This window comes from Planktothrix rubescens CCAP 1459/22 (assembly GCA_904830895.1).
In the GTDB taxonomy this organism is placed as follows: Bacteria; Cyanobacteriota; Cyanobacteriia; order Cyanobacteriales; family Microcoleaceae; genus Planktothrix; species Planktothrix agardhii.
The window spans coordinates 2,075,545-2,093,522 of record LR882958.1; the positions used below are offsets into that span (position 1 = coordinate 2,075,545).

11 protein-coding genes and 1 pseudogene are annotated in these 17,978 nt (G+C 39.5%); 5 read left to right on the top strand and 7 right to left on the bottom strand.

The features are described from left to right. Positions 1-74: 74 nt before the first annotated feature. Positions 75-1,211, bottom strand: coding sequence for a CobW family GTP-binding protein (locus NMG86_RS09725; protein WP_026797534.1), 1,137 nt, complete (start codon positions 1,209-1,211; stop codon positions 75-77). Between the two features lie 80 nt (positions 1,212-1,291). Continuing rightward, on the bottom strand, positions 1,292-3,661 hold the full coding sequence (locus NMG86_RS09730; RefSeq protein ID WP_026797535.1) for a glycosyltransferase family 4 protein: 2,370 nt from the start codon (positions 3,659-3,661) through the stop codon (positions 1,292-1,294). 147 nt (positions 3,662-3,808) lie between these two features. Between NMG86_RS09730 and NMG86_RS09735 the strand changes: the two genes are divergently transcribed. From NMG86_RS09735 to NMG86_RS09750, 4 genes are all read left to right on the top strand, one after another. After that, positions 3,809-4,909 carry an AI-2E family transporter gene (locus NMG86_RS09735; RefSeq protein WP_026798683.1) on the top strand — a complete coding sequence of 367 codons (1,101 nt, stop codon included), beginning with the start codon at positions 3,809-3,811 and terminating at the stop codon, positions 4,907-4,909. 134 nt (positions 4,910-5,043) lie between these two features. Next, complete coding sequence (locus NMG86_RS09740; RefSeq protein WP_026797536.1) at positions 5,044-8,700, top strand: PAS domain S-box protein; 3,657 nt, start codon at positions 5,044-5,046, stop codon at positions 8,698-8,700. Between the two features lie 38 nt (positions 8,701-8,738). Further along, on the top strand, positions 8,739-9,116 hold the full coding sequence (locus tag NMG86_RS09745; RefSeq protein ID WP_026787131.1) for a response regulator: 378 nt from the start codon (positions 8,739-8,741) through the stop codon (positions 9,114-9,116). 207 nt (positions 9,117-9,323) lie between these two features. Next, positions 9,324-10,382, top strand: a complete 1,059-nt coding sequence (locus NMG86_RS09750) for an adenylate/guanylate cyclase domain-containing protein (protein ID WP_026787130.1) — start codon at positions 9,324-9,326, stop codon at positions 10,380-10,382. Positions 10,383-10,508: 126 nt separating this feature from the next. Here the strand turns inward: NMG86_RS09750 and NMG86_RS09755 are convergent, their stop codons facing one another. From NMG86_RS09755 to NMG86_RS09775, 5 genes and pseudogenes are all read right to left on the bottom strand, one after another. Beyond that, on the bottom strand, positions 10,509-11,291 hold the full coding sequence (locus NMG86_RS09755; protein WP_026797537.1) for a TspO-related membrane protein: 783 nt from the start codon (positions 11,289-11,291) through the stop codon (positions 10,509-10,511). A 293-nt stretch (positions 11,292-11,584) separates the two neighbouring features. Beyond that, complete coding sequence (locus NMG86_RS09760) at positions 11,585-12,991, bottom strand: DEAD/DEAH box helicase (RefSeq protein ID WP_026787128.1); 1,407 nt, start codon at positions 12,989-12,991, stop codon at positions 11,585-11,587. A gap of 358 nt (positions 12,992-13,349) precedes the next feature. Further along, positions 13,350-14,666 carry a 30S ribosomal protein S12 methylthiotransferase RimO gene (rimO, locus tag NMG86_RS09765; protein WP_026793706.1) on the bottom strand — a complete coding sequence of 439 codons (1,317 nt, stop codon included), beginning with the start codon at positions 14,664-14,666 and terminating at the stop codon, positions 13,350-13,352. A 151-nt stretch (positions 14,667-14,817) separates the two neighbouring features. Next, the gene (locus NMG86_RS09770; RefSeq protein WP_498607896.1) at positions 14,818-16,911 is read right to left on the bottom strand and encodes a type II restriction enzyme NmeDI-related protein; all 2,094 of its coding nucleotides are present in this window, start codon (positions 16,909-16,911) and stop codon (positions 14,818-14,820) included. 12 nt (positions 16,912-16,923) lie between these two features. Then, positions 16,924-17,214: pseudogene (locus NMG86_RS09775) on the bottom strand (DNA methyltransferase); the annotation flags it as partial. A gap of 161 nt (positions 17,215-17,375) precedes the next feature. Here NMG86_RS09775 and NMG86_RS09780 point away from each other — a divergent pair. Then, positions 17,376-17,978 (top strand): DUF2059 domain-containing protein, encoded by a 603-nt coding sequence (locus tag NMG86_RS09780; RefSeq protein WP_026787126.1) that lies wholly within the window; start codon positions 17,376-17,378, stop codon positions 17,976-17,978.

Genomic DNA, 17,978 nt, shown 5'->3' on the forward strand with positions numbered 1-17,978 from the left:
AGTCATCAGTTAATAGTAGGGTGCGTATTATCAGTACACGCACCATTACTATTGTTCACCTATTAACTAATATTTTATTTCCCAAATCCTTTTCCACGACTGGTAGAGGGAAGACATAAACAATGATTGAGTTGAGATCGTAGAATTTCATGATCTAATTCCTGACCAATTAAAACTAATTGGGTTTTGGGTTCGGTTTTCCATTCATCATCATCAATTGAAAACCGTTTTCCACTCAGATGAAAAATATGACGTTTGGGACTTTCATCAAACCATAAAATTCCTTTGGCTCGAAACACACTCGCCGGAAGTTGGTTATCCAAAAAGTATTGAAATTTTCTTAAAGAAAGGGGTTGATCACTTTGGAAAGAAAGGGAGGTAAAACCATCATTTTCTAAGTGATTAGAATGGTCATGATGATCATGATGGTGCTGATGATCATGATCATGATCGTGCTCACAATGGTCATCACAGACATGATCCTCATGGTCATGGTCGTGATCATGTTTGTGATCATGATGGTCATGTTCATCGGATTGATCATCAAAATATTGATCGGATTGAAATAATCCAACACTCAGAATTAAAGGTAAGGAAACTTGAGAGTTAGTGGTGCGTAAAATTCGGGCATCTTTTTTCATATCCCGAATTCTGACTTCCAATAAATCTACCTCGGCTTCATCGACTAAATCGGTTTTATTTAAAACAATAATATCCCCATAGACAATCTGACTATTGGCGGCTTGACTATTGAATAAATCCAAACTAAAATTAGCACAATCTACTAATGTTACAATGGAATCTAAACGAGTCATATCCCTTAATTCTGTACTTAAAAAAGTCAGAGCGACCGGAAGCGGATCGGCGAGTCCGGTGGTTTCTACCACCATATAATCCACTTTTTCAGGACGTTCTAAAACCTTATAAACCGCATTAACTAAATCTTCATTAATGGTGCAACAAACGCAGCCATTACTTAACTCAACCATTGTATTATCTTCATCGGTATTGATAATCAATTCATTATCAATTCCAATTTCACCAAATTCATTCACCAGGACGGCGGTTTTGATTCCCTGCTGATTGGATAAAATATGATTCAGCAGGGTGGTTTTCCCACTTCCTAGGAATCCTGTAATAATGGTTACAGGCATTCCCCGCTTGGGGTCATCCATGGTTAATTCTGTCTTAGGTGTGACGGTGGACTGCATAGGGGTACTACCAAAAACGTCAAAAATTTAACTGGTAATTTTCAGTGTATCCTATTCTTTCCCAGATGACAATTTTAGAATTAAAGATTGTGGAATAAAACCTTTAATAATTGCTCAACAACAATTTTCCATGTAAATCTTTTTGAGACAAAATCAGGCCCGATTTTTTGGAGGGATTGATAAAGGGTTTCTTTTTGAATTACCATTTCCATTAATTGTAATAAATGTTCCTGATCCGGTTCTAAAAAGAATCGCGTTTCCCCTGTTTTTAGAGTGATTTGCTCAAATCTACTTCTGATTTTATAGACTAATTTTTCATCTGTAAAATCATCCGTTGGCCCCCCGTCGGTACAGATAACGGGAATACCAGAAGCCATCGCTTCTAACACCGGAAGATTAAACCCTTCGGCGGCATAAGGAGACACATAAGCATCGGCGGCTTGATACAATTGTGCCATTTCTAAGGATGATAAGTTATTACCAATATAAACCATTCGAGAGGAAATTCGTTGTATTTCTGTCTCGTTTAATGTGTCTTTTGTAGCTTGTTTGAGATAGTCTTTAGAAGGAAAAATTGCATCTCTCCCTTTTAAAACTAATCGGGCTTGGGGATATTTTTCTGTAATTTGAGCAAAGGCTTTTAAAATCCGATCAATTCCCTGACGTTCATTCCACATTACCCCAATATTCAGGAAGATAAAACCATCATTCCAGCCAAATTTTTTTCTTAATTCCTGTCGTTTTTCTTCGGGTAAAGGATGATAAATATTAGGGTCAATTCCTAAAGGAATTACCACTACTCGTTCAGGAACAGCGCCACTGCGAATAAATCCTTCCCTCGACCAATGGGAGGAGGTAATAATTAAGGTATCAGAATTGCGATGAGCTTCTCTAAAACATTCAATTTTCATGCCATTTAAAATAGAACGTGGCACAATTCCCCATTCTGTACAGCCAAAAATAGCGGTTTTTTTACTAGATGAAGCTGTCAAATTAAACGGACAATAAACCCGCAGGGTAACATCCACTTGTTCCTTGGTTTTAGGAACAGTAATTTGGTCTAATATATCTTCAGCTTCGATACTTAATAAATGTTTGCTAGGTTTCCAGTCTGAGGTAACATAAGGAATGTCTTTATGAAAAACTTTTAAAGCTGGATATTTAACCATTTCTAACAGTTGATAACTGTTAATAAAGGAATAGGAATGGGGAATATCTCGCCATCCTTCGACAATAATACTATGGGGATCAGATAAAGAAACAGAATCTTTAATTATGGGATTTGCCCAGGATATTGCTGTTTGATCTTGGCAAATTTCTAAGAGTTGATCAACGGTATGTTTCCAGGTATAATGTTGATTAACCCAATCGGGCGCAGTTTTTCTAGCCTGTTCTCTCCAAGTAGAATTATCTATAGCTTCCTGCATTAATTCTGCCAGATGTTTCCAATTTGGATGTAGAAAGAATTGACTTTGATTTTGAATAATTCGAGTTTTAAATCGAGTATCTATTTTTAAGGTAAACTCTGGATTAATAATTTCTTCTGTGGCTCCTCCAGAAGCATAAATAATTGGTAGTCCCGATGCTGCTGCTTCTAATACTGATAAATTAAAAGCAGTGGCAATATCCACCGCTAAATAAGCATCGGAAATCTGGTATAATTGGGCTAGGGATGCACAGGATAGGGTTTGATTAAAATAGGCAACTCGCTGTTTAACTTTAGTAACTTCTTCCTCGGTTAATACTTGTTGACTAGCACTGGTTAACCACTGGTTAGAGTCATGAAAAAAATCCGATCCTTTTAATACTAATCGCGCCTGGGGATATCGTTCTATAATATTAGCAAAAGCTTTTAAAATGGGTTTAATTCCATCTTGATCCTGTAAACTTCCGACATGGAAAAATATAAAATAATCTTCCCATCCCCATTGTTTTCTAAGTCTATTTCTTTCGGTTTCATCTAAGGGATAATAAATTTTAGGATCAACACCCCAGGGAATAACCTTTATCTGTTGAGGATTTAGACCACTGCGGATCAGTCCTTCCCGTGACCATTGGGAGGGCGTAATCATAGTAACATCGGGATTAATTATTTGATTTTTTAAGTGAAATAGGGGTTTAAGTTGTGGCGAAGAATCAATTAAAATTCCCCAAGGAGCAGTGGTATAGATCAGGGTTTTTTGACTTTGAGATGAGTTAAAATTAAAGGGTTGATAGAGACGGATAGTAACATCAGCAGGGGGATTAATTGCTTGAGGAATTTGTTGTAACTGGGTTTCTAATTCCGATGGGAATAATCCGTTTAAATGTTTCCACTGGGGTTTTAAACCGGGAATATCTTGATGGGTTATTTCTAATTGCGATCGCTTTAACAGTTCCAAAAGTTGGAATTGATTGGTGATACTATAAGCATGGGGGATAAAACGCCAACCTTCAACATGAATTTTCATAGATAATTTTTTCCTTAAATATAAATTAATGAATAATTTCTCTTGACGAATGTTCCCTTAATGATTAAAATAAATCAAGGCAGCAAATAGAATTAAAACATAGTTTTCGATCATGATCAACCCCTGAGACTAACTTACTGAAAATCTATGAAATCTGAACGACGTATTTCATTTTCCCTCTCTAGTCTGCTGCTGATTTTAGCATCTGTATTTCTACTGATTCTGCTCTGGCAAATTCGAGGTTTAATCGTTCTATTAATGATTTCTGTGATTTTAGCCGCTTCTATTGTTCCTATTGTTAATTGGGCAGAAACAAAACAGGTTCCTCGATGGTTAGCTGTGGTTTTAGTTTACCTAACCCTAATTGCCGGATTAACAGGATTTGGATTAGTCATTGGGCCGGCTGTGGTGGATCAAATTACCCTATTAGTGCGTCAATCTCCAATTTTTGCAGAAAAAATAATTGGAATTACCACTAATTTAGCAGGTCGATTAGGAGCAGATACCTCCACTTTTATTGAACAATTAATTGATACTCAATCCTTAACCAGTTGGGTAATTCGTTCGAGTCAACAATTGATTTTACGCTCCTATGGTATTACTAGGGGAATTGTGGGCGGGGTTGCCAGTTTAATTTTAGCTCTATTTATTTCCGGCTATATGGTAGCTGATAGTAAAACCCTAATTAATAGTTTGATTCAATTTTTTCCCTATCCTTGGAATCAAAGATTAGCCGATCAAGTTAATCCTATTAGTCAACGGATGGGGGGTTATATTCGCGGCCGAATTTTAGTCTCGGCAATTTTAGGGATTGCTACCACAACGGCGTTAGGATTTTTAGGATTACAAGATTTTGCTATTGGTTTAGGCGCGATCGCTGGAGTCACCAATTTAATTCCCTTTTTAGGCCCAATTTTAGGGGCAATTCCGGCGTTAATTGTTGCCTTAGCTAAAGGCGGATTTATAGTCGTTTGGGTGTTATTATTGTATGGAATTATTCAAAATATTGAAACCTACATTCTTGATCCTTTATTAGTCGGTTCTTCCGTGGGAATTCACCCGTTGTATCAGCTTTTATCCGTCCTGGGCGGGGTACAAATTCTCGGTATTCTGGGTGCATTAATTGTACCCCCTTGGTTTGCAGGAGTGGCGGCATTAGTTGAAAATCTGTATCTACAACCCAAATTAATCGCCGAACAACAAGAGGAAAGTTCTGCCCCGGGTGATGAGGTATCCTCCAGAAACTAATTTTTCAATTTTGATGACTTACCAATTCCAGAGGTTAAACTAGATCCGTTGCCCCAAAAAACATTGGGAAAACTAGCCCCCCCTAGCTCTGTTTTCCCCTGACCGCATCCCGACTTCTTCAACCATGAGATTCTATGCACTACGCGCTCCAACGCCAACTCAAACGCCTGGGTCTTGATCGACAAACTCCTCCAGTTGATATCTCTACATGGCAAGAATTTCTGGAAGTCATTAACCACAGCTACAATGAAGCGGATCGAGAACGAAATTTAATCGACCGCTCCCTTACCATGTCTTCCCGGGAAATGTTGGAGTTATATAACCAACAAACTCAGGAATCAGAAACCCGTTTACAAGCAGAAAGGAATCGAGCCAAATCCGTAATTAGTTCCCTGGGGGCGGGGTTATGTATTTTAAATCCCCAGGGCCGTTTGTTATCAATGAATCCTGAAGCGGAAAGGCTACTAGGATGGTCGGAAGTCGAATTGGCGGGAAACCCTGTCTTAGAGTGGATTGGAGGGCGATCGCAATTATCCTTAGATGGGTTTCAACAACTTACCGAATCCGCCTCCACCCCCGCAGAGTTAACCTCCTTCCTAGAACCGATCAAATCCAGTGACGATCAGTTTCTTCGTGCCGATGGCAGTATTTTACCCGTTTCCTATGTATTAACTCCGATTTTAGAGAAAAACACCTTTGTAGCAGCCGTCTTAGTATTTTTAGACATTACCGAACGCAAACAAGCTCAGTTAGAAGCCGAACGTTCGATCTCTCTCCTACGCGCCACTTTTGATTCCACCGATGCCGGAATTTTAGCCGTTGATCGCACGGGAAAAATCTTAAATTTTAATCAGAAATTTGTGGAAATGTGGCAAGTTCCCACCACCCTATTCAAGCCTCCCCACGATCAATCTGCCTTAGCCTTTGTGTTAAGACAATTAAAAGATCCGCCTCGATTTCTAAAAACGGTCATGCAGCTTTCTTCTGAACCTCAAATACCAACTTATGATGTGGTAGAATTCAAAGACGGCAGAGTTTTTGAGCTATATTCCCATCCTTCCAAAATGGGAGAAAAATTAGTTGGGCGAGTTTGGAGTTTTCGAGATATTACCCAAAGAAAACGAGTCGAAAAAGCCCTACAATATCGGGTAGAATTTGAACAATTAATTACTAATTTATCGACTCACTTTATTAGTTTAACCACCGATGGGATTGAAAATGGTATTCAACAGGCTTTAGAACGAATTAGTATCTTTATTGAGGTAGAACAAAGCTATTTATATTTATTCGCCGATCAGGAAATCCAGATGAATTCGGTTTATCAGTGGTTAGCAATCAAAAGTCTAAATCTTGGCCTACAAGAAAACGCAAGATTAACCGATTTATTAAAGAAAATATTACCCTCAAAACTTTACATTTTTGATATTCCTTGGTTAGAAAAACAACTCAACCGCTATGAAAATATTTATCTAGCGATTCAAGATTTACCCCCAGAAGCACTAAAGGATTTAGAATATTTACGACAATTTCATCAAAGTTTAGAATTATCATCTTATTGCGAAACCGATACTTCACCTGCAATTGCATCCATTATTCTAGTTCCGTTAGTCTGTCGTCGGGCCTTGGTGGGCTTTCTGCGATTTGATTCTATCTATTCTAGTTATACTTGGTCATCGGATAATATTGCCCTATTAAAAATGGTAGGAGAAATGTTTTCTAATGCCATTGAGCGGAAACAAACGGAGGAATTCTTACGACAAACCGAAGCTAAATATCGCAGTATTTTTGAAAATGCGGCGGAGGGAATTTGTCAAACTACCCCAGAAGGCAGATATATTAGTGCTAACCCGGCATTAGCAAAAATTCTAGGCTATGATTCCCCAGAGGATTTATTACAAACAGTCACAGATATTAGCCATCAATTGTATGTTAATCCCCAGCGTCGGGCAGAATTTATTGCAGCTATTCAAGCCAATAATTCCGTATCGGGGTTTGAATCCCAAGTTTATTGCCGAGATGGAAGTATAATTTGGATCTCAGAAAATGCCCGGGCTGTTCGAGATCAAGCCGGACAACTGCTCTGTTTTGAAGGCACAGTCGAAGATATTACCGAAAGTAAACAAGCCGCAGAAGCCCTGAAACAAGCCAAAGAAGCCGCAGTTGCCGCCAATCGAGCTAAAAGTAGCTTTTTAGCCAATATGAGTCACGAACTCCGCACTCCTTTAAATGCGATTATTGGCTATAGTGAGATTTTGGCAGAAGAAGCCGGAGACTCAGGATATGAAGATATTGTTCCTGATTTAGAACGAATTCGCACGGCTGGACGTAACTTACTATCTTTGATTAATGATATTTTGGATATTTCTAAAATAGAAGCGGGGCGGATGGATTTGTATTTGGAAACCTTTGAGATTCCCATGTTAATTGAAAGTGTCGTCGCCACGGCTCAACCGCTTGTAGATCAAAATAGAAACACATTGGACATTCACTATGCCCCCAATACCCCCAGCACCATGCTCGCCGATTTAACTAAAGTTCGACAGGTCTTATTGAACCTGATTAGTAATGCAGCTAAATTCACCTCAGCAGGCCAAATTACCCTCGATATTTGTCTAGCCCAAACCCTGCCATGGGAAGACGTTCACCCGCAAAATCTGACCGTCGATCCCAAATCAGGCTATATTGCTTTCCAAGTCCGAGATACCGGAATTGGCATTACTCCCGAACAACAAAAACAACTATTTGAACCCTTTACCCAAGGAGACGCCTCAACCACTCGCCGTTATGGGGGAACGGGATTAGGACTAACGATCAGTCAACGCTTTTGTCAAATGATGCAGGGTTCGATTAGCGTTAATAGTGAACTATCCAAGGGTTCCACCTTTACCGTCTATTTGCCCCTCTGGGTTCAATCCCTATTCCCAGAAGCGGAATTGGAATCCGAACCAGAGGAACCTTTGGGAGAACAAGATTTAATCTGGGTTGAACCTACCTTGACAGTTAATAGTTCATCGGCAACGATCTTAGTCATTGATGATGATCCCGATACCCGGAATTTAATCGAGCGATCGCTAATCGAGCACCGAATGCTCGTAGAAACCGCAGCAACAGGGGAAGAAGGACTTCAGCTTGTCCAAGAACTGCGTCCCGATGCCGTGATTTTAGATATAATCCTACCAAAAATGAGCGGTTGGGCGGTATTATCAACATTAAAAGCCGATCCTAATCTAGCTGATATTCCAGTGATCGTGTTATCGTTCATCAGCAATAAAAATCGAGGGTTTGCCTTAGGTGCATCGGACTATCTAACAAAACCTTTTGATGGGAAGCGTCTGGCTACTTTACTAAGTAAGTATCAACCTGATCGGAAACCGGATATTCTGCCCCTAGCTAATCACATTTTAGTTGTTGAAGATGATCCTATAATCCGACAAATGTTACGCGGATTATTACAGCGACAGGGTTGGATAGTTCAAGAGGCGGCCGATGGTGAAGTCGCTTTGCAATTGATCCAACAGTCCGCTCCCAGACTAATTCTGCTGGACTTAGTTCTTCCCCGAAAAAGTGGTTTTGAGTTGATCCACGACCTTCAAAAAGCTGAACCGTGGGCGCATATCCCAGTTATCGTAATTACGGCTGCGGAATTAACCCCCTCAGAATGGATGCAATTGCGGGGATATGTGGAGCAAATTCTTCAGAAAGGCAGTTATAGCGGTGAAGATCTTTTGAAAGAAATTCATACGTTGTTGAATGCCAGCTTGAAACAGTTTCCATTAAATTCTAAATCGTGAAAATTCTAAGCCTAAACTATTAATGTTGAGATCAGATCATGGTAAAGATTTTATTAGTTGAAGATAATGAAATGAATCGGGATATGCTCAAACGACGTCTATTCCGCAAGGGATATGAGGTATTTATTGCCGTGGATGGGGCTGAGGGTGTGGCACTGGCCCATTCAAAAATGCCCGATCTGATCCTGATGGATATGAGTTTACCCGTGATGGATGGATGGGAAGCTACCCGACAAATTAAAGCCGATCCAAAAACCAAAGCCATTCCCGTAATTGCGTTAACGGCCCATGCTATGGCGGGCGATCGGGAAAAATGTTTGGCCGCCGGGTGCAATGATTACGATACAAAACCCGTAGAATTTTCCCGTCTATTGGACAAAATAGAAGTCTGTTTAAAGAAAGCCACCGCACCCTAATCAGTTATCAGTAAACAGTCAACAGTCAACAGTTATCAGCCAAGAGAAACTATAAATCTCTACTCTTAACTCTTACGGAAATATTGTAGAATCTGCTGAAAGCGATCTCAATTTTTATCTGAGCAACTGATTTGATGAAAACCTTAGCTGGAGGCGTGGTACTTGTTGTTACTATCCCAAAACGACAGTAGGAGCCACTAATAAGAGATGGAAGCTCAACCCGATCGCGTGCTAATTGTTGATGATAATGAGGTTAACCGTGACCTCCTGGCTAAAAGACTCCAGCGCCAAGGTTACGGCGTGACTGTGGCTTCTAATGGCTTTGAAGCCCTGGAAATGATGGCATCAATGTCCCTGGACTTGGTGTTACTGGATATTATGATGCCTCAAATGAATGGCTATCAAGTCTTAGAGACTTTGAAAGCCGATCCCGCCCTGCGTCATATTCCCGTGGTGATGATTTCGGCGGTTAATGATATTGATAGTATTGTTCGTTGTATTGAATTAGGGGCCGAAGATTATTTATCTAAACCCTTTAATCCGGTTTTATTAAAAGCTAGAATTAATGCCTGTTTAGAAAAAAAACGCCTACGGGATCAAGAACAAGCATATTTAAAAAAGTTAGCTGAAGAACAGGAAAAATCGGAACGATTATTATTAAATATTTTACCCGAAGCGATCGCCCAACGTCTAAAACAGGGAGAAAGCACCATTGCCGATAGTTTCGCCGATGTCACGGTTTTATTTTCAGATATTGTTAATTTTACTAAATTATCCGCTAATTTATCCCCGGCTCAATTAGTGGAAGTTCTCAACGAAATTTTTTCGGCTTTTGATGAATTGGCGGAAAAATATGGCCTAGAAAAAATTAAAACCATCGGAGATGCTTATATGGTAGTTGGGGGACTCCCTACTCCCCGTCCTGACCATGCAGAAGCGATCGCTAATATGGCCTTAGATATGCAAAGCATTATCGGTCAATTTCGTCTCGAAGGCAATGAACCTGTACAAATGCGAACCGGAATTAATATCGGGGCGGTAGAAGCGGGAGTTATTGGTACCAAGAAGTTTACCTATGACCTTTGGGGAGATACGGTAAATACCGCTAACCGCATGGAGTCCCATGGCGTCGCAGGCAAAATTCAAGTCACAGAAACTACCTACCAACGTTTAAAAGATAAATACATTTTTGAGGAGCGCGGCATCATTGAAATTAAAGGCAAAGGCGAAATGTTCACCTATTTCCTCATCGCCCGAAAAGATTGAATTGGGTAATGGGGATCGCAGATTTAAGAGGATTTCACGGATTTCACGGATTTTAATCTGTGTTAATCTGCGTAATCCGTTTAATCCGTGTTCAGATTTCACGGATTTTAATCTGTGTTAATCTGCTTAAATCCTTCGTCGTAAAATAGTTAAACTTAATCCAAATAATCCCAAAGATAGAGATACACCAATAGCTGTGACTAAAATTAAAGGTTGGGTAGTTTGGCGAACTGCGATCGCACAAAGTGCCCACATAATCACAAAAGGATAGGCAATTTCATTCCGTTCAATAATTAAAATAGACGCTACAGTTCCAGCAATTACTAATAAAATTGCTGTCCATAATTCCGGTGAAATTCCCCCGCCTTTCCATTGCCAATTTTCCAAGACTAAAGCGACATTCACAATGGTTGCGACACTAATCCAACCTAAATAAATACTAATCGGAAGATCAACATACCAGCGTTCTTGTTTAGAGACTTTAACCCTACCAATATTTAATCTTAAATAAGCCACAATTAAAGAATTTAAAATGGCTATCATTGCCCCCAGGGACAAAAAAAACATCTGATATTGAAATAAAAATACCCAAATTATTTGGGCAATACTGGCTAAAACCAAGGCAAAACCTAACTTCTCTAATCGCGGATTTTCCTGGTTTTGAGGTAAAAATTGATATAGGGCAAAACCGAATAATCCTAGATAAATTAAGCCCCAGATAGCAAAGGCATAATTAGCCGGAATAATTTTAACATCTCTAAAAACTGTATTAGAAATTTCTCCAATAGTTAAACCATTAAAGGGAGCTAAGTTCGCTAATACATTAATTCCAAATGCGGCGATAATCGCCATTAAATTTGCCCATTGTCTGAGGGAGTTAAGATGAGAGTCCTGAGAATTAGTCTGCATGGGTCTACTAATTAGGTAATTGGTAATTGGTAATTGGTAATTGGTAATTGGTAATTGGTAATTGGTAATTGGTAATTGGTAATTGGTAATTGGTAATTGGTAATTGGTAATTGGTAATAGAAAGAGTTTGCCTTCCGTGTTCCGGTGTTCCCTCCCCCCTAGCCCCCCGTGCACGGGGGTTTGGGGGGCTGTTCCGGTGTTCCCTGTTCCCTACTAAAAAAAAATCCACCAGACACGATCAATTGCATCTGGTGTATCTATTTTAATCGGTAGAAACCGTCATTCGTTGAATCCTATTCAACGCCCTGGGACACCGAAGGACGAGGAACCACCCGACGATTTAATTTCGGTTTAGAAGACGGGAGTGGCATTTCTTCTTCCTCAGCCGGGAATTCGGAATCTAACCAACTGGGGCGAGTTTGATCGTAGGCCAGTTGTAAAGCCGCCGCGGCGATCGCCTGGGGATCGTATTCCTCACTCAATTGGGCCACAATCGGTAAGAAAGAGGCAACCCGTTCACCCGTTAAGGCTTCCTGCACTCGTCCTTGAAGTCGTTCAATATAACGGCCTTCAATTTGCGAGCGCTTAGGAATCGACAACACCGTAAAGTTATGATTCAAATGGCGCTCAATTAACCGCAGTTTCCGGCGATCAATCGGTTGAATCAACGTAATTGCGATCCCTTCCCGTCCGGCGCGACCTGTACGACCAATCCGGTGCACATAACTCTCGGCGTTATCGGGTAAATCGTAGTTAATCACGTGGCTGAGATGATCCACATCCAATCCCCGGGCAGCGATATCCGTGGCCACGATCCAACGCACCTGACGACGGCGGAAGCGTTGTAGCAGCCGTTCCCGTTGGGTTTGGTTCAAGTTACCATGATATTCGTCAACACTGTGACCTGCGGCTTGCAGGAAAGTAGTTAACTCCGCAGCAGCCTGTTTAGTGCGGACAAAAATAATCGCTGATTCTGGATCTTCTAATTCTAAAATCGGTTGCAACGCCCGGGCTTTTGACCACCCACGGGGAGCCATATAAGCACGCTGTTCAATGCGTTTGGGAGTAGCTTTGGGGTTTTCAGCTTTAATGGTGACTGGATTTTTGAGGAATTTCTTCACCAGTTTCCAAATCGAAGGCTCCATCGTAGCCGAGAAAAACGCCGTTTGCCGATCTTCAGCAACGGATTCCAGAATTTTTTCTACATCCTGAATAAAGCCCATGCTTAACATTTCATCGGCTTCATCCAACACTAACCACTTAATCCGGTCAAATTTCAGATTCCCCCGGTTGAGTAAATCTAAAATCCGTCCAGGTGTGCCAACAACAATCTGCACGCCCTGTTGTAACCGTTGGATTTGTCGTTCAATCGACTGACCGCCATAAACGGTTAAAATATACAAGCTGCGATCATCGGTCATTTTCCGAATCGCTTCTTTAACCTGCATGGCTAACTCCCGAGTTGGGGTCAGGATTAACGCTTGTACGCCCTTTGCACTTGTATCCAGTTGCTCCAGAATGGGCAATGAAAAGGCGGCTGTTTTGCCCGTCCCGGTTTGAGCCAGTCCCACCACGTCCCGTCCAGACAAAATATGGGGAATTGCTTCGACTTGAATGGTGGTTGGCTCGCTAAAGCCTATTGTTTCCAGATAACTAGCACGTTCTTCGGAAATTCCTAAGCTTGCAAAAGATGGACTCATTCATTCTCCTATCTATGTGTTTTAGCCCGGTTCCTGACCTTACCCTATCCATTTGAGACACTTTTACTACAATGCAGAGGTTTATTAGTTTTGCTATAACGCTTGACGCAGCTCTCTACAAACGTTGAGTTACGCTGTCTCTTGGGCATCTTGGAACCTTATTTACATTCCAAGGTCTTCAAAGTTCCTGAACTCACTTTTTGTCACAACCATTGAGGTTGTTTAGTCAATCAGACTCTTTATAGACCATCTCTCTCTAGGATAACGCTTAACATTCAGAAATATAACAACAAATTTCTTAAAATTTGCGGCGATTTCGGTGAAATGGCTTACCTGTAAGCTTTTAAGGGCTAACGTTTTATTCTAAGACGTAACCATAGAGATCATAAACATCAGCATCGGTGATTTGGACTTTCACCATTGAACCCAAACGAGCATCGCCTTCAATATAGATTAAGCCATCTACTTCTGGGGCGAAACGGGAAGAACGACCGATCAATTCTCCGGTTTGGGGATTTTGTTGTTCAATGAGAACGTCTACCACCTGGGCGATGGATTTTTGATTTTGCTTGAGGGAAATGGGTTGCTGTATCTCCATTAAGGTATCCCGACGGGCATCCATTATCCCTTGAGGCAGTTGATTCGGCAATTTATAAGCAGGGGTTCCTTCTTCGGGAGAGAAGGTAAACACGCCGACGTGATCGAATTCGTGGCGTTGCACAAATTCCCGCAGGTGTTCAAAATGTTCCTCAGTTTCTCCTGGGAAACCAACAATAAATGTGGTACGAAGCACCGCATCTGGTATAGCGGTTTTCAGCGTTTCGATAATTCGATCGTTGACTCGCCCTTGCCAAGGACGGTTCATTGCCCGTAACACATCGGGGTGTGAATGTTGTAGCGGTAAATCTAAATAGGGTAAAACGTTAGGGGTCTCTTGCATTGCTGCAATTACTTTTGGGGTTAACCCCGTGGGATACGCATAGTGCATCCGTATCCAGGGAATATCAACTTTTCCTAATGCCCTTAATAATTCTGCCAGTTTGGGTTCACCGTAGAGATCCAGTCCGTAGTTGGTCGTGATCTGAGAAATAAGGATTATTTCCTGAACCCCTTGCTCGGCTAATTGCTGGGCTTCAGTAACAATTGATTCTATAGTACGCGATCTTTGGTTTCCGCGCAAGTGGGGAATGATACAAAAAGCGCAACGATAGTCACAACCCTCTGCTACCCGCAGATAGGCAACTCCCTCGCTAGTGGTACGATAACGGGGGACGGTTTCATCGGCGATATAGGTGGGTTCGGCGGAAACTTCTTTAACTCGTTCTCCCTGTTCCACCCGTCTGATCACATCGACAATTTTATGATAATCTCCGGTTCCCACAACGGCAACGGCTTCGGGGAGTTCGTCTAAAAGTTGTTCTTGGAAGTGCTGGGCCATGCACCCGGTAATCACAATTTTTTTCTTGGCGTCGGCTAATTCTACCAAGGTGCGAACCGATTCTTCCCGGGCGGCTTCGATAAAACTACAGGTATTGACAATAACGTAATCCGCTAATTCTTCGTTAGAATCAACCTGATAACCTGCCTGTACCAATAAGCCCAGGATATGTTCGGTATCAATGCGATTTTTTTCGCAACCGAGATGAGAGATCGCAATAGTTGGCTGTGTTGCCATTCTAATCAAATTCTGTATAAAGATTACACAACGAATTTTGGATTATACCATATATTTTAATCTTTGGTTAAAATCTCTAGGGTGTGGCTATTCCCGCCCACGCACCAAAACTGTTGTTGACAAAAAACCTTGTTTCTGAATCAGTCGGTGACTATTTCAAACTAGGCGCAATTAAAGTTAACTGAATTTCTCGAATCACTGTTTCTAAGTTAACAGGATTAAGAGCAGATACTTTTTGGTAAACTTCTACAATTTTCTGAGAAAAACTGTAGACTAATTTATTTTCCATATATAAAGGATGACCAATATAGTGAGAATCTTTAAGTAATTTATTCATTTTGCTTAATCGTTTAGGAGGAATAATTAAAACCAGACTTTTCGCCAGGTTTGGAAAGATTTCTAATACTTCCATAAACCTTTCAATTCCGGTTGTAATTGGGGTACTTGTTTCGACTTCAAAAGCAAAAACGGGATCACCTTGATTGTCAAACCAAATTAAATCAATTTGCTGAATTTTATTTTTTTGCCAATCTGTTAGAGGTTTCTGAATCGGCAATTTATTCAAGGATAGCTGATTAAAAGATTCTCCATTCCAGTGACTTGTAGCTTGTTCTTTTTTGCCTATATGAACTTTTAAACCTGCCGATAGAGCTATCTTAGCTAAAATATAAATTATACAATCGTGTTCTATTTTATTAGGATCTTTAGGAAAATCGAGACTTGGAAATAAAGGATTTTCAAAGGAAATTCCTAAATCTAATTCCATTTGAATGATATCAGATTTACCAAATTGCCAGTGTTTACCATCGGGGGAATAGGCAATTTTTTCTAAAACATTTAAAATGGTTTGATTGGCCGGGGTTGTGCCATTAATTAGATTTGGCATTACATTCAATATAATTTGATCGAAGGTGGCTGATTTTTCTTGTCTTTCTAGGAATTGTAAATAATCGATCAGATAAAAACGAATCCGATCTTCCAGAGGAATAAAACAGCCTATTTTTGTATTGGGTTTAATCTTCCAAAGATGATCCAATTCAGAAAATATAAATTCTTCGTTGAGAATAGGTGTAATATCATCTAATTGTTTTTTAACCTGATTCAATAAGCCGTTTTCTAACAATTTAGGAATTAAAGCATTATAAATATCTTCTGTAGAAGCACCGGAATTTTTGACAATGGTTAATTCAGCTACTTCTTTAATTAATTGTACAACATCAGTACCGACTTTACTAATAGCGATTGTTTTAGGATTTCTAACTTTTATGAAATTTAATACTAACTCACCCGATAAAACTTTGAGGGGATTTTGTCGTTTGTATAAAGAAGGTGTACTTGAGGTCTGAATCGCACAATTAACATACTGAAATCCTGAATCTTGTGCTGATTTAACAATAGCATCCCAAAAAGCAGGATCTTTGTGAGCAAAGACAATACTCATCCACCGATCAAATTTAAGAACTTTGAACATTTCAGCTATAGAAGCATGGAGCAAATTAATATAATCTTGTTTAGATTTGTTTAAATCTCCGCCTTCAATCACTTCTAATTGTCTAGCTTCGTCACTGACTTCAAAACCTAGCCAAGCATTCCACATTGTAGACAAATCCAGATAGGCAATATGTTTACCATAAGGGGGATCAGTATAAATATAATCAATAGACTCTGGCTGAATTTTATCAGTTAAATTTGTAGCTGAAACATTGAATATAGAGAAGTTATCTTGATAAAAATTTTCAATTAATAAGTTAGTTTCTAGTTTCGCCTGAACAATATACTTAAATTTTTGTTCAAAAACTTCCCAAACATTTAGATCCAGTGTTTGTGGCGGAATCCAATAACTATAACGGTGCATAATTCCACTATTTCCCCTGCTTGCTTTTCGGCCATGAGTAGAACTAAATGTTAAGTTAGTTTTGTTTAAACTGGCGGAAAAAACAAATTTCATCAGATTCTTAATGGTTAAATCTTGAATTGTATTAATTTCATTTAATAATAATGATAAACAGAAAAATTGACGTTTAGTAAACAGTTGTTCAATATAATCTGGCTTGCCATTTTTAGGCATTTTCACATTTTGAGGATACCAATATTTTATTTCTAAATTTTCAGCTTCTTCATCAGAAAGTGAATAAGCTAAATTAATGGCATCTTTGCATTTTTTTTCTATTTCATCGAAAGCTATTCTAAAACTCTCGATATTAATGGGACTAACAGCAATTTGAGAACAAATAAAATTAGCCATTGGGTTAATATCACAATGAATTGCTTGGCGACGCAATACTAAAGATTCAACTGCTGTCACCCCTGAACCCCCAAAAGGGTCTAAAATAATATCTCCCGGTTGGCTAAAAGTGCGAATATATTCTTGAACAACATTCCAAGCTCGTCGAGTAAAATAGGGATGACTACCCCAATGGCGTTTTGCGCCTTGTTTCTTGGGTTCGATGGGTTGACTAATAGGTTGAATGTTCTGATAATCAAAATATTGTGAGGGTGTCATCGTTAATTTTAGGGAATATTTTGTTTTCTGTAAAACATTATACCTGTTTTTAAGACTATAATATTTTTTATAAAGTTACCAATCTTGTATCCAAAAGTATTACCTTTGATTTAGAATTGCCAGAGCAACAGATATAAATTAAATAAGGCAGTGGCTACGCGATCGCATTTTTGGTAAGATAATTTCAAAAATCAGGAGAGTTTTTTATGTTCTTAAAGCGAATTTTATTACTCGGAACTATTTTATCTTTAGGGGTAAATTTCCCTATACCTGTCAAAGCAGAATCTACTCTAAAACCTGAATTAGAATTATCTCAACAATCTGTTTCTGAAAGTAAACGCAAACTGATCAGAGAATTAATAGAAATCACCGGAGGAGAAAAACTATTTAGACAGGTTAGCCAAATTTCCGCCACCCAACTTCAACAAGAATTTACTGGTATTTTAGAATCTATTGTCCCAGAAACATCAGGAATTTCTCCAGAAAAAAAACAAGAAATGATTAATAAAATCAACCAAGATATGAGTCGCATTCTCACCCAATATAATCAAAGATTAATGGAAAAACTTGATTTTAACCAAATTATGGAAAAAGTTTATTATCCCCTGTACGATAAATTTTTTACAGAAGAAGATTTACAAACTATGATTGACTTTTATCAAACCCCCACAGGTAAAAAAACAATTACTGTTATGCCCCAATTATTACAAGAATCAGTCCAACGATTCTCCCAAATTATTCAACCTCAAGCCACCCAAATTTTTAAAGAAATATTTCAACAAGAAATAGACCGTTTTAATTCAAAATAA